The sequence below is a fragment of the Coleofasciculus sp. F4-SAH-05 genome (genome assembly GCF_040222985.1).
Lineage (GTDB): Bacteria > Cyanobacteriota > Cyanobacteriia > Cyanobacteriales > Coleofasciculaceae > Coleofasciculus > Coleofasciculus chthonoplastes.
In genome coordinates this window covers 1-14017 of the sequence record NZ_JAVKBY010000196.1, presented here as the reverse complement: position 1 = coordinate 14017, position 14017 = coordinate 1, and the positions used below count along the sequence as shown (strand labels likewise).

The following is a 14017-nucleotide window of genomic DNA, read 5'->3' as shown; positions in this document are numbered from 1 at the left end:
TTTGTCCTGGGGGGAGAATTCCGTGTAAACTTAGGCAAGTATGGAGGGGAGCAAAGCTGCTTGACCTTTCAAAATTCAACAAGGTAAGTCAACGTCTAAAATGATTCATGCTGGTGTGAGTGAATTGGAGCAAGCGTTTCAGAGTCATCTAGCTGCTGTTAGAGAGACTAACGGTACTGCCTCATACTTGCTGCTGTTCTACGCGACTGAATGTGGACTCAAGAGAATTTGGCTAAGAAGGAAGGAGTTACAGACTACGGATCAGATCCAAGACCAAAAACTGAAAAATGGTCATAAACTAGACAGATGGATAAAAGAACTCGGTATTCCCGCTAGTGAAGTTGAAGCAGCACCCCGTTTTAGCCTAGAACGCGATGGCTCCAATTTGGATATAGGAAAAGCGCATGAGGTATGGCGATATGGCATTGAAGTGAAATCAGAGCATGAAGAAAATCTTGTTAACTGGCTTGAAAGCGTCTGCGATTGGATTAATAGAGAGATTCAACAATGATTCCATCAGATATTCGCCTATACACATGGGTTGATGTAGAAGAAGTACTGCTACGAATGCGAAAGCAGAATAATTGGCATCAATCGTTAGTTTGGGCAAGAGGGTATTGGGATGGATTAACCTTAGGCATTCGCCCAGGCTGTCAAGATGAGGTAAAAGAATGGCTCAGTCAGGTTTATGATCCTCGGTTTCGAGGTGATTCAGACCCAAACATGGGAGACGGTTCAATTGTTTTAGAGAGTATTTCTGGGAATCAACGCCTGCTACCTGTATTCTTTGAAGAAACTGAAGAAGAACCTGCCACTCCTAGACTAAAACCCAGTTTGTCTAGACCTGGAGTGCTTTGGCAACCCACCGATAGTCAATTTCCTGAAGTATTTCCTTCAGATTTTCCCCCAGTCGTCGCGTTCCATTCCTTCAAAGGGGGTGTGGGACGAACAACCCATACTTTGGCTTTGGCAAGAGTTTTAGCCACAAAACAGCAGAAAGTATTACTGGTCGATGGAGACTTAGAAGCACCAGGAATCAGTTGGGTGTTTGAGCATCGTTTACCCAATCCACCCATTTCCTTTGCGGATCTGATTGCTCTAGCTCATGGTGATCCATCGACCAAGGCGGAGAATGCGGTTCAATTAGTAGCCGATCGACTTCAGAGTGCGCTAATTGATGGAATTTATATCTTACCTTCATTTCGTTCTCACACAGGATTTACGTCCTTGGCAATCCGACCGGAGCATCTGATTGAGGGGTCTAAAAATCCTTTTTTACTGACCCAAATTTTAGCCAGTTTGGGTAAAGCGATTGGAGTAGATGTTGTATTGATAGACCTGCGAGCTGGATTATCGGAACTTGCCACCGGTTTAATTTTAGATCCACGAGTCTACCGCGTATTTGTCACTACCTTAAGTGGACAGTCTATTTCCGGAACAGTTCAGCTAATTAAGCTTGTGGCAGAGCGAGCTATGTCCCAACGGGAAGAAGATCCATTACCAGCATTAATTTTTACCCAGGTTCCTGAAGATGAACGGCTTAAAAATTTAGTGTTGGAACCGGAAAAGATACTGCTTGAGGCGGCTCAACCGTTTCTAGCAGAAGACCGTGAACTTCTACAAGTCACCACAGGCTTTGCTGATAGTTTGCTAGTTTTACCTCCCAATTGGGAGGATGTGATGATGCTGCTCCAGAGATCAGGAATTTTGGAAGCTGTACATCCTTTGGTGGAATGGTTACCACATCACCATAGTGAACCGATTGAGGAAAGTCCTTCAGATTTAAAATCTAAAAGAGAAAAGTTAAGCAATACAGCAGAAAAATTGGTGTATGCAGAGAATGCAGAAGCTGAAGATTTCCTGGCGACTACTCCTTTACGTCGTTTAGCTTCAGATCACAGACGACAGGTGCCAATTACGGTTGTTGTCGGTGCTAAAGGGTCAGGAAAAACTTACACGTTCTTACAAATGATTCGCCGAAAAAATTGGCACGTTTTTGCCCAAGATGCTTGTGCCAGTGACGTTGAGATGAATGCTGTGATTTGTCCAATTTTGGCGTCAGAAAATCTGGAAGATTCTGCCAAGAGACTGGTCAAGCAAGTTCAAGAATCAGCATCACTGGAATTAGGGTTTAAAAATCCCCAAGATTCTCTAACGATGCGTGATCATATCAGAGATGGTTATCAGCTAGCACTTCATGAAGGTCAGTGGCGAGAACGCTGGTTAGATGTAATCGCTTGGGGGGTTGGGTTTCAACCTCAACAAGACGGTGCTGGTCGAGCTTTAGCCACTCATTTAGTGGAGAGTCACCAACGACTTGTGGTAGTTATAGATGGTCTTGAAGACCTTTTCCAAAACTTTACCAGTAACGAAGCACAACAGACTGCTCTACGCGCTTTACTACAAGAAGTTCCCGAATGGTTGGGACAACAACCGAATCGTCCTCTAGGAATTCTCATTTTTGTTCGACGTGATATTGTACTGGCTGCTGTGCGCCAAAATGCTGCCCAAATGATGGCTCGATATGAACCTTATGCTCTGAAGTGGAATCGGGAAGAAGCGCTGCGATTGGTTGCTTGGGTTACTCAACAAGCTGATATTCAGCTAAAGATTGAGCAACTTCACACGATGAGCGAAGAGGAACTCACCCAGGCTTTAGTCCCTTTATGGGGGAAAAAACTAGGTAAAGAGCGCTCGCGAGAAGCACGTTCAGCTCGCTATGTCATTGCTGCACTTTCGGACTTCAACGGACAAATTCAGTCACGGGACTTAGTCCGTCTTTTACATTTAGCCGCCACGGATTCTGTGAATGATGATTATTGGCAAGATCGTATCCTTGTCCCTACGGCGATTAAAAGGGCATTGCCTGGATGTAGTAGCCAGAAAATTGATGAGATTGAAAAAGAAAATACGGCGTTAAAGGATATATTCAATAAATTACGTCAATTAGAAAAGGACAAGAAGAAAAATCCTTTCACTCGGGTTGAAACTGAATTATCTCTTACAGAAATTAAAACACTAGAAGATAATGGTGTGATCATCCGGGATGCAGATGAGTATTATATGTCAGAAATTTTCCGTTGGGGATTGGATTTTTCACAGTTAGCTGGGCGTTCCAAAGTGTTAGCTTTAGAACGCCGTGCTAGGCAAGGATATTGAAGCTCAACCCAATAGGAATATATGGAGCTTTAAGTCAGTGTAGTACATCTGGACTAAAAAAAGAATTTAATGCTCATGTTGTAATTGTCTAACCCCATTCATCGATAACGGTTTATAGAGACGACATAAGGCAACTTTTCGCTTTTCCAAAAGTTTAGCCACTCCATCGATAATAATGTTTACGAGATCAGCATCGCACCGGGCTAAAAATTCCTCCGACGTGATTTTTCCTTGAAAAAACTCCTGGGTGCGTTGCCACATCTGGAAAATCCCCTCAAATCCGATATATTGGACAACAAAGCTAGTCAGGGGAGAGGTTTTGAAATCGAAGGAAATGCTTTGAGCGCGTCCCCCTGCCAATAATTGGCACACTTCCCGTTCTAGAAGCGTTTTAGGGCGATGCGGATTAATCAGCGTGGGAAAATAATCGCCCAAACTACCCATGGAACTGGGTTCATCGCCAAAGTCTCCCATCATAATGGTTAAGGGGACATCTGACCCTAAACGCAGGGATAAAGCTTCTAAAATAGCATTCGCTACCAATTTACTGTCTAAATAGAGCCGCGCCACTTCTAAATTACGACGAGCTTGTTCGACATAATGGATATAAATGCGATCGTCAGGTTCTCCTCGGAACCGTCGAAAAATGAGTTCGGCGTTCAGGAATTTCAAAAAAACTGCCATTTTTTGGATGGCAACTCGATAATCCCTAATGGTATACGACTCGGACTTTTTCAGCGTATGATTTGTTTCCGGTAATAACTTCCAGGTGTTGGATAAGAAAACAGCAGAACTCGGATGAGCAAACCCACCAACATCCCGGTTCGCCAACCGTACTGAACGCTTCACGGTTTCGAGGAGTTCGGCACTGGTTAAGTTAAAATGAAATCGCTGATTGATAGATTTCAACGACTGATATAATTCTTCGCTAGGACTTAACCCAAAATCGGATTGCGTGCGGAAGGGAATCGTCGCTTCGATACAAGCCACAACCTGCACAATCAGCGCTGGTGTCAGCAAAGGCTCTAAGAGTTTAGCTGCAACAATCGCACTTAAAAACTCATTTTGTCCGGTAAAGGGAAATAGTTCCTCTCCTGGCGCAACCTTAAACAGGGTGGCGATTAGCTCAAAAATGGCATCACGTTCACCTGGATTATCGGTGCGGACAAACAACTTACCTCTCTCTTCCTCGATAAAAGGAGCGAGATAAGGTGTTAGGTTAAACGGAATACTCCCATCCACTTGCACGTAGATAATATCGTGGAATAAAGCCGCCAGAACTTCAATGGCGTCCGTTGAGCCACCCACCTCTAAAATATGTTCGATGGAATGAAAATAGCGCCATGGACCCATCATCGTTTGTACGATGATCTTGGCAAGATTCGCAAGCTGCGATTGGGCAACTTTAACGTCGAGCTGATGGATTGCCCAGATGAGCTTGTCCAAACATTTCTGATAATTATTATCAAAGTTCATAATGTAAACTTAACTCATTGGGATTTTAAAAGTGCTATTGTAACTCTATACAGCTTAAACAGCTATTTACCAGGAAAAGACAGGGAAAGTGGGAGCGTTTTGAGTGTTGACCCTTCGCTTGCCTAGTCGGCAGAGTTTTGAATTAAGTCTCCTATCTCTCTGATTTCCCCATTCAAAGAATTAACGACCTGGGAATCCAACGCGGGAGGAGTGGTTTTCAAGAGCATCTGAGAATTTTCGAATTTTCGTTGCCATGGTAGGAGACTATAGGCTTGAGTTTCAATTGTGAAGAGGTTTTCGCCAATTTTACCTCAGCCAGATGTTTGATTGGATATGCGCCAATTGGCTGAATCTCTAAAAAGAGACTTTTAAATTGGTTCTGCTGAAGTTTAGAATCCATTCTGTCTGCGGTACTAAGAAAATTTTTCATGCCTCAAATCCTTACTGTTCCCTGTCCCTTCCCTATCTCAACCGTCAACTCTAATGAAAGGCTGACTACTTACCGAAAAGCCAAGCGCTCCCAATTCCCAACTTGTCTATTTTTGAGCGATGATCATAGTATATCAACCTGAATAGCGCTGATTTAAGCGTTTATCGCGAAGACAGCGCAACTACGAACCTAGCTTATATGAGCGATCGCCCTCCTGTGAATGCATCTCCCTTAACCTCTATCCTTTGGCAAGCCCAGCAGGAACTGTTATCTCCTGATCAGTTCTATCGTCTCTGCCAACAAGTGCGTCAGCAATCGGGTCAAACACGATTATACTTCTATACTCCTGATTCAGCGTTCATGGATGTAGACAACGGAATTGGCTCGCGGGGAATTAGACGATTTCTCGACTATTTAGCCCGATATGTCCGGGGGACAGTTCAGGAAGGGGAACGCACAAGCTTTTCTCTCAAACGAGTCAGGCTCCGGCTAAAACACAAGACTAAAAGGATAATTCTGATTAAAAAAGAAGGAGAGTCTTACTCATCTCCCTTCTTTACCCAAGCCATGAAAATTGAAGTAGAAATAGCTGGAGCAGGAATGATTGGTCGGGTGGCTCGTCTGAGGATAAATGAAAAAGATTTTGCCTTTAAAGCATTTTTTGATCCCGACTTTGTCTGGCAGCACGGACCTTGGGCAGAAATTCCTATCGGGATTCGCTTAAAATATTGTCAAGTGACTAAAGATGTGCCAGAATTTCTGTTTTCTGGTCTGGATTGGGCAGTATGGGAATGGATTTATCCCCACACTCACCCTCAATCCCGAAAACAGGGGATTACATACCAGCAGTTTGCTCAAACCGAAGGACTGACGACACTGAATCCCTTAAATCGAAATAATTACAATCCCCATAATATACGACTTGATCCAGGCGGAATTCAGAAAGCCTATTGGGGAAGACGATTTCAGGATTTTTTCCGCAGCCTTCTGTTTTATGCGCGGAAAGTTCGCCGAGAAGGATGGAAGTCCCTGACGCCATACCTAAAACCGGAAAAACTCCGCTATTTAGGGGTGCGATTGGTTTCACTGATCCTAACTGGGGGGAGTCCGAGGTGGGTATCGTCGATAATGAATTGGCAGACTGTATTGACAAAGAAAAGCCATGTCAAACACCGTGAATTATCATAAGCTAAATCGTCATTTCTTAACATAAATTAGCGATTGACCTGCTCTAAAAGTTAGAGTAAAATTATTTTTTTGATCAAGGGATAGATTAATACTTTATTCCTAGCCACAATGCTATACCCGACGAAAAATCCGGCATCTAGCAAGGACATTCTTTATGCAGCCAGAACAGCTACAGCAAATAAAAGGCTACTACCTTGAGGCTGCCGAAGCACACCTACAACTCATTGAGCAGTATTTGCTGCATCTGCGAAGCACGCTCAAAGACCCAGACCAAGTGAATGAACTCTGCCACGCGACTCGTTGTGGTATCGTGGGGGGGGCTAACCTGCTGCCAATTAGTCAGCTTCATATCCAAGGGATTCATCAAGCAGGTTTATGCTTGGTCGATTGTGTTAATTTGATTCGACAGCAGGGTTCACTCAAGGTTGACCAGAGGTTGCAAGCATTTTTAATGCAAGTATTTTACGCCTTGAAAAAATTAATTGATGGGATGAAGGAACCCTCTAGCTTAACCGACGAGCAGGTAACGCACATTATTGCCACAACTGAGTCAATGAGGAAGCAACTCAAGGATCACCTCAAAGGGTTAATTCAGCGATCGCGTCACCAGTCGTCTGCTAACCTGGACACAGAGTCAGCCCAGGAAAATGAGGCGATCTCTATTGATGACTTGCAATCTTTAATCGATGAACTCTTGCAGGATAGGTGAACTACCCAAACCCCCGCCATCAGTTAAATCCGTGAGTCTAAATAAACTTAACGATATTAAGTTTTGTAAACGCCCCTCAACCCCTGATCAATGATCAAGGACAAATGACAAATGACAAATGACGCTCCGATCACTTTTTGTAATAGATTCGTAAATGCCCTTCCACTCAAAGATTATCCAATGCTATGATTGTCAGTTGAAGCCTAAACCATTACCTCTTCATTTGGGAATGCATCTTCATTTTTAAGCGAGCCAAACGCAGCAGACGAGGCGCTATGGAAACAGTAGGCGTGTTAATCTCAGGTTGCATTTTACACTTGTCCGGTTACAACTCTAGTCGGTAACGATTCAGAGGCGCAAGCCAAACGGCTGAGTGGAAAACTGATGCTGCGATCGCGAGATCACATAGATCACATAATCCTACCCTTTAATCACGAGGCTAAGGTTTCACTTGTCCCTACTTTTCTGAATAGGAATCAGCCAACATGAGTACAGTTTTACTAGTTGAAGACAACGCCAGTCAGATGGATCTGATCGAGAACTACCTGCACGAAGGGGGTCACACCGTTATCCGAGTGTCTAAGCCCAAAGAGGCGGTGACTCACGCAACCAACAAAAAACCCGATGTGATTATTACAGATGTTGTCATGCCAGGAATGAGTGGTTTTGAGTTGTGTCGAAAACTTAAAGGTCATCCGGCAACAGCTAACATTCCTATTATAATTTGTTCCTCTAAAAATCAAGAAATTGACCGTCTTTGGGGCATGAAACAGGGAGCTAAAGCTTACTTGACGAAGCCTTTTTCCCAAGAGCAACTCAATCGTGCGGTTAAATTGGCAATGGCATAATTTTAGTTTGGCATAAGAGTCCGATGGGTGCATCCCATTTTTAGGGAACAGGGACTAGGGAACGGGCAACGGGCAACAGGAATTGAAAAATTTTTAACTCATCTATTTACTTACCAGTAGGTAAACAGGTACGTCGATAAATATCAAAATATTGTAAAATTTAATTCGAGTTATTTTTTTTCAAATGCTGATTACCATGTTTAAAAGCAAGTTGCATCGGGTAAAAGTCACCGATGCCTGTCTGCACTATGATGGCTCAATTACTATTGATGAGGAACTCCTAAAAACGGCAAATATTTTGCCTTACGAAAAAGTACAGGTTGTCAATGTGAATAATGGTTCCCGATTGGAAACCTACACCATTCCAGGTGAGTGGGGAAGTCGTGTCATCTGTTTAAATGGTCCGGCGGCTCGTCTGAACGCTGTTGGAGACAACGTGATTGTAATTGCTTACGCTCAGATGACACCGGAAGAAGCACTTTTACATAATCCCAAAGTCGTCAAAGTGGATGAATCCAACAATCCATTGTAGTTTTTTTAACCACACCTGGGTATTATGGGTATGATGACAAATTGGGTATTATGACAGATAAAGATTCGGCATCAGTCAAAGTATGGTGCAGTGAAATCACAGCCGCCTATACCTTAGAACAACGAAAACACTGGTACAGTGATGTCGCCAATATCTATCATCAAGCTCGACCACGCTATCCTAAAACCCTAATTCATCGCGCTGTTGAGTTAGCTCGACTTCCCGCTCAAGCTACCATTCTAGAAATAGGATGTGGTCCAGGAATTGCCACTGTAGAATTTGCGGAATTAGGCTTCTCCATGGTTTGTTTAGAGCCAAGCCAAGAAGCGTGCAAACTCGCTAAAAATAACTGTTCAGCCTATCCCAATGTGGAGATTATCAATACAACCTTTGAAGAATGGCAGCTAGAACCTGGGCGATTCAACGCTATTCTTGCCGCGACTTCCATGCATTGGGTTTCACCCGAAATTAGGGTGCAAAAATCGGCTGATGCTTTGCAAGACAATGGCTCTATAATTATGTTGTGGAATACACCGCCGCACCCCAATGATGAAATTTGTCATCAATTAGATGACGTTTATCAAACTCAAGCGCCATCTATTCCCAAATTTGCCAGATATGGATCTATAGAAACCCATCAAGCTAACTTAAAAGAAATTGAACAAGATTTTATCAAGTCAGGTTTATTCCAGATTTTTTTGTCAGAACAGTTAGTTTGTGATAAAACTCATAGCATTGATGAGTATTTGACACTTTTGAGTACAATATCACCCTACATAAAGTTAGACTCGCGGCAACGAGCGTCCTTATTTTCCGGTTTGAGAGACGTTTTAGAGAAAACCTGTACCGGAAGGCTCAAAACGTCCTATCTTTCCGCATTGCAAATTGCCCAGGTCAATCACTGGTAAAACTGTAAGAGTTTCAAGTTTTGGGAGCAATCTCTAACTATTCGCTTTGCTTAATTTGGGTTAACTACACCCTTGCATAGAGCGACTTCCATTGGGCATAGTCGCTCCACAGAAATTTGTCAGATAAACATTTGCAGTCTTAATCTTGGCTTTGCGTAAATTGGCGTTAACTAAGTTTGTGCTAATTAATGAAGCATTACTTAAATTTGCTCCTGTCAAGTTGGCACTATTGAAGTTTGTCCCATTCAAATTCGCACCATCTAGAGAAGCACCACTCAAATCCGCTTCTGCTAAATTGGCATTACTCAAATTCGCACCATCTAATATAGCCTCCTTGAGATTAGCGCCCCTTAAGTCTGCACCATTGAGATCCATCTTACTCAAGTCACAGCCAGCGCAATCTCTCACTTTGGCTATCTTTGCCTGAACCTCAGTACTGTTTTTTTCGACAGTCGCGCTCATACAGGCAGACGTACTAACAAGTAATAGTGGAATAATTAGGTTTAGGGGTTTCATAGCACGTAAGGTTTTTTAGGTTCTACCACTTAAAATTTGGTCGGGGCAGGTTGAATTGCATCTGTGGTTGATTAAATTTTACGTTATAATTAGGACATTATACATTTAAAAAATAATATCGAAACATTTTGAATTGACGTAGGGGTTTGGTCTCCAAACCCTCCAAACCCCTCAACCCCAAATTCCCAACCCCGCCGTAGGGATGTAGATAAGGATTTGGAAACCAAATCCCTACAGAATAATTACCATTTTGATGGGTTGTTTGGATGTAATTGATCATTTCCCCAACGTAAGGGATTGTCAATTATATATTGCCTCAAAATATTGAGCGTTTTTTCATTACGGATAATATGCTCATAATAGTTCCGTTGCCAAAACCTAGTTCCCATTGAACCTCGTTTTTGATTGATTAATTTAGTCGTTTGATATTTGAAATAAGCGATGATTTTTCCAAGTTGTGTTTTTTGCATAAAAAAGGGATTAGGGGGTTTGGAAACCAAACCCGTACAGGGATTCGGGGAATTGGGGAAATTGGGAGGATTGGGGAAATTGGGAAGATTGGGGGGTTTGGAGACCAAACCCGTACAGATGATGCAGTGAAAATGATTGGGCATGATAACGGCAGCATCAATTTCTAGGTTGTCAAAATGATGGGGCAGATAGTTCCAAACCTGATCAGTGATTTTGCCATATTCATTAAGTTCTACCCTTTGATTCGTGATAGTGCCAAGTAAACATTCACGGTTTTGAACACAGATTGTCACAAAATAAGCCCCCGCCTGATTATAATCATAAGATTTTAGGCGAATTGAACGTCGATGATGAATTTGAGGATTATAGGTTTTAACCATCTCACTTTCCCTTACATACCCACCAATTTATCCCGCAGATGCTTAATTTTATCGCGATACTGGGCAGCTTGCTCAAATTCCAGATTCTTCGCCGCCTCTTTCATCTGGGTTTCTAATTGACTAATGACTTCTGGAATTTGTTCTAAGGGTAAATCCTCCGCTTGTTCATAAACCGTTGCCAACTGTTGATGATTCAACCGTCGCGATACGTCTAAGAATGCCAAAATTGCATTACTCGATTTCTTGACAATCGGTTGCGGAGTAATTCCATGCATCCGGTTATATGCCAATTGAATTCCCCGACGCCGTTCTGTCTCATCAATGGCTTTTGCCATGCTATCTGTGAGATTATCCGCATAGAGAATTGCTTGTCCCTGGACATGACGCGCCGCCCGACCAATGGTTTGAATCAAGGATCGTGCTGCCCGGAGGAATCCTTCTTTATCGGCATCTAAAATAGCCACCAGAGACACTTCTGGCAAATCTAATCCCTCACGCAACAAATTTACGCCAATAAGTACATCAAAAGCGCCCTCCCGCAATGATTGCAAAATTTCAATCCGTTCAATTGAATTAATTTCCGAATGTAAGTAGCGCACGCGAATGCCGCGATCCTGTAGATATTCGGTTAAATCTTCCGCCATGCGCTTGGTTAAGGTGGTGACCAGTACCCGTTCTTTTTTGGATGCCCGTTCCTGAATTTCAGCCAGTAAGTCATCCACTTGACCTTCGGTGGGACGGACAAAGATTTCTGGGTCAACTACCCCTGTGGGGCGAATAACTTGTTCCACCACTTGTTCTTGGGACTGTTCAATTTCCCAATCTCCAGGAGTGGCGGAAACAAAGATACATTGATTAACTTTTGTCCAAAATTCTTCTGCTTTCAGAGGACGATTATCCGCTGCACTGGGTAAGCGAAACCCATGGTCAATTAACACCCGCTTCCGGGCTTGGTCGCCGTTGTACATCCCTCGAATTTGGGGGACAGTGACGTGGGATTCATCGATGACTAATAACCAATCCTGGGGGAAATAATCAATTAAACATTCTGGAGGTTCCCCTGCCATGCGTCCAGCGAGGTGACGGGAATAGTTTTCTACACCATTACAATATCCAACTTCGCGCAAGAGTTCTAAGTCATAGCGGGTGCGTTGGTCTAATCGTTGGGCTTCGAGTAATTTGCCAGCCTCTTGTAACTGGGCGATTTGTTGGTGGAGTTCGGCTTCAATAGCTTCACAGGCTTCTTCTAATCGGTCATCGGGGGTAACAAAGTGGCGGGCGGGGTAAATGTTGAGGGTGTTGAGACTTTGGATAATTCCACCTGTCACGGGGTCAACATAGCGGATTGCGTCAATCTCATCACCAAAGAATTCGACGCGAATAATTCGGTCTTCGTAAGCTGGACCAATTTCCAGTACATCTCCCTTGACTCGGAACCGCCCTCGCCCCATTTCGATGTCATTGCGGGAATATTGGACGGAGGCTAAATCCCGCAGGAGTTGACGCTGGTCTAATTCTGTACCCACTCGCAGGGGAATCGCGGCTTTGAGGTATTCTGAGGGGATACCCAAGCCATAGATACAGCTAATTGAGGCTACCACAATCACATCGCGCCTCTCAAAGAGCGATCGCGTGGCTGAGTGGCGCAGCATATCGATTTCATCGTTAATGGCGGCGCTTTTCTCAATATAGGTATCACTAACGGGAATATAGGCTTCCGGTTGGTAGTAGTCGTAGTAGGAGACAAAATACTCCACCGCATTCTGGGGAAAGAAGTCCCGCAATTCGTTACAGAGTTGGGCGGCTAAGGTTTTATTGTGCGCCAGTACCAGAGTGGGTTTGCCCGTCTGTTCGATGACTTTGGCAACCGTATAGGTTTTACCGGTTCCCGTGGCGCCGAGGAGGGTTTGGAAACGGTTTCTGGCTTGCAGAGAGGTTGTCAGGCGGGAAATGGCTTGGGGTTGGTCGCCCTTGGCTTCAAAGGGGGCTTGCAGGTTAAAGGGTGTCATTGGTCATTGGTCATTGGTCATTGGTCATTGGTCATTGGTCATTGGTCATTGGTCATTCGTAAGGGATTAGGGTAGAGTCAAATAACTTAATGGGAACAATTTTATCTTCATTAACTTACTTACTGAATTTTTCTATTTACCAATCAACGGTAACCTGGAAACCTCCAAACAAATCTTGGTGATGACCAAATCCAATCCAACAGCAGTGTTAGGGGAGAAAGGGCAAATAACGCCCAGAAAACTGCTGTAGACATAAAGAAATGATTTCGCAGAATAAAGGTTAAAATCGCAATACTGACAGCCCAGAGTAAACGACTCACCCTAGCATTGGGAATCGAGCGAGGATCAGTTAACATAAACAGGGCAAACAACAAAAACGAGCCACTCATCAACCGATGCGCCCAGACATCCCACGTCCAGCCCAACCAAAGATTGCGAACAGCTTCGAGTAACGCATAAGCACCGAAAAAAGCCGCCGTTGTATCCCAACGCCCCACCCGTTTTAAAATCATACCCCCAGTTCCAGCAAATAATAGGACATACCAACCCCCCTCTCCCCACTGTCCTGGAGAAACCCAGGCATCCTTTGTAAGGATTAAAACTGAAATTATGCCAAAATTAGCCGGATTTAAAAAATGTTTACCTTGGAATCGAAACAGAAATTTACTTAAAATCGCCAGTACCCCCGCCAAGATAATCGTGCTGTACTGATCGACTCGCAGGAGTAAACTTAACCCCAATGCCGTAATCATGGCACTTTTGAGGGATACTAGAGACGTTTTGAGTGTAGAGACGTGCCATGGCGCGTCTTTAGGAACGGGTTTAGGAGTAACGTTTGTGCAAAACCCGCCCTGACTGAATTTTGACTTAGAGATAGACCAAAGTTTGAGGCTGATATACTGGGTCAGCAAACAAGTCGCGATCGCAACACCAATAAACTGAGGCTGTAATGTCCAATCTCTCGTACCAATACCCAATACCAGGAAGAGTGAGAGAAACAGAATCTGATAGTCTCTGGGATCGTGTTGCTGCATTTGAGTAGAAAAATAGGGAAAGGGAAAGGAATTCAGACGCCAGCCCGGTTCTGAACCTCCAATCCCTAAGAAAGCGATCGTGTACTGAATTGTGCCTGTAATCCTGTTGCTAGTATGTCCTCCCTCGATCTTTAACCTGGAGTTGTTACAGTTTTGGTAACAGTAGGCTGGGCAGTGTCCACCCTACTATCAATGGTTGCGCCGATCCAAAAATGCTTCTTTGACACTCCCCGCCCTATAAGTGCGGGGATTCTTAGTTCCGCGACACACCTTACAATTATCTATCCTTGCGGCAATACTTAAACCAAACACCCGTAGAAAACTACCAAGTATTGAGCCTAATTTAGATAACTCCAG

General features: G+C 43.7%; 12 protein-coding genes. 7 read left to right on the top strand and 5 right to left on the bottom strand.

Annotated features, from left to right (window positions below; all coding sequences use genetic code 11):
* Window positions 1–100: 100 nt before the first annotated feature.
* Together RIG27_RS23295 and RIG27_RS23290 are read left to right on the top strand one after the other, a co-directional pair.
* Complete coding sequence (locus RIG27_RS23295; RefSeq protein WP_446349144.1) at window positions 101–511, top strand: hypothetical protein; 411 nt, start codon at window positions 101–103, stop codon at window positions 509–511.
* Entirely contained in the window at window positions 508–3159 is a 2652-nt protein-coding gene (locus tag RIG27_RS23290) for a ParA family protein (protein WP_446349142.1), read from the top strand. Before RIG27_RS23295 ends, RIG27_RS23290 begins: the two co-directional genes overlap by 4 nt.
* A 66-nt stretch (window positions 3160–3225) precedes the next feature.
* On the opposite strand, the gene RIG27_RS23285 is transcribed toward RIG27_RS23290, so the two are convergent.
* Window positions 3226–4635 (bottom strand): hypothetical protein, encoded by a 1410-nt coding sequence (locus RIG27_RS23285; RefSeq protein WP_446349140.1) that lies wholly within the window; start codon window positions 4633–4635, stop codon window positions 3226–3228.
* 628 nt (window positions 4636–5263) lie between these two features.
* Here RIG27_RS23285 and RIG27_RS23280 point away from each other — a divergent pair.
* The 5 genes from RIG27_RS23280 (at window position 5264) to RIG27_RS23260 (ending at window position 9250) form a co-directional block, all read left to right on the top strand.
* Complete coding sequence (locus tag RIG27_RS23280) at window positions 5264–6253, top strand: hypothetical protein (protein WP_446349138.1); 990 nt, start codon at window positions 5264–5266, stop codon at window positions 6251–6253.
* Window positions 6254–6407: 154 nt separating this feature from the next.
* Window positions 6408–6962 (top strand): hypothetical protein, encoded by a 555-nt coding sequence (locus RIG27_RS23275; RefSeq protein ID WP_446349137.1) that lies wholly within the window; start codon window positions 6408–6410, stop codon window positions 6960–6962.
* A gap of 485 nt (window positions 6963–7447) precedes the next feature.
* Window positions 7448–7810, top strand: coding sequence for a response regulator (locus RIG27_RS23270; protein ID WP_446346262.1), 363 nt, complete (start codon window positions 7448–7450; stop codon window positions 7808–7810).
* A gap of 184 nt (window positions 7811–7994) precedes the next feature.
* On the top strand, window positions 7995–8342 hold the full coding sequence (gene panD / locus RIG27_RS23265; protein ID WP_446349134.1) for an aspartate 1-decarboxylase: 348 nt from the start codon (window positions 7995–7997) through the stop codon (window positions 8340–8342).
* A 50-nt stretch (window positions 8343–8392) separates the two neighbouring features.
* On the top strand, window positions 8393–9250 hold the full coding sequence (locus RIG27_RS23260) for a class I SAM-dependent methyltransferase (protein WP_446349132.1): 858 nt from the start codon (window positions 8393–8395) through the stop codon (window positions 9248–9250).
* A 60-nt stretch (window positions 9251–9310) separates the two neighbouring features.
* Here the strand turns inward: RIG27_RS23260 and RIG27_RS23255 are convergent, their stop codons facing one another.
* The 4 genes from RIG27_RS23255 to RIG27_RS23240 form a co-directional block, all read right to left on the bottom strand.
* Window positions 9311–9766, bottom strand: coding sequence for a pentapeptide repeat-containing protein (locus RIG27_RS23255; protein ID WP_446346268.1), 456 nt, complete (start codon window positions 9764–9766; stop codon window positions 9311–9313).
* Window positions 9767–10008: 242 nt separating this feature from the next.
* Window positions 10009–10617, bottom strand: a complete 609-nt coding sequence (locus RIG27_RS23250) for a transposase (protein WP_446349129.1) — start codon at window positions 10615–10617, stop codon at window positions 10009–10011.
* 11 nt (window positions 10618–10628) lie between these two features.
* Complete coding sequence (gene uvrB / locus RIG27_RS23245; RefSeq protein ID WP_446349127.1) at window positions 10629–12626, bottom strand: excinuclease ABC subunit UvrB; 1998 nt, start codon at window positions 12624–12626, stop codon at window positions 10629–10631.
* 143 nt (window positions 12627–12769) lie between these two features.
* Window positions 12770–13660, bottom strand: a complete 891-nt coding sequence (locus tag RIG27_RS23240) for an RnfABCDGE type electron transport complex subunit D (RefSeq protein WP_446349125.1) — start codon at window positions 13658–13660, stop codon at window positions 12770–12772.
* Window positions 13661–14017: the final 357 nt, after the last annotated feature.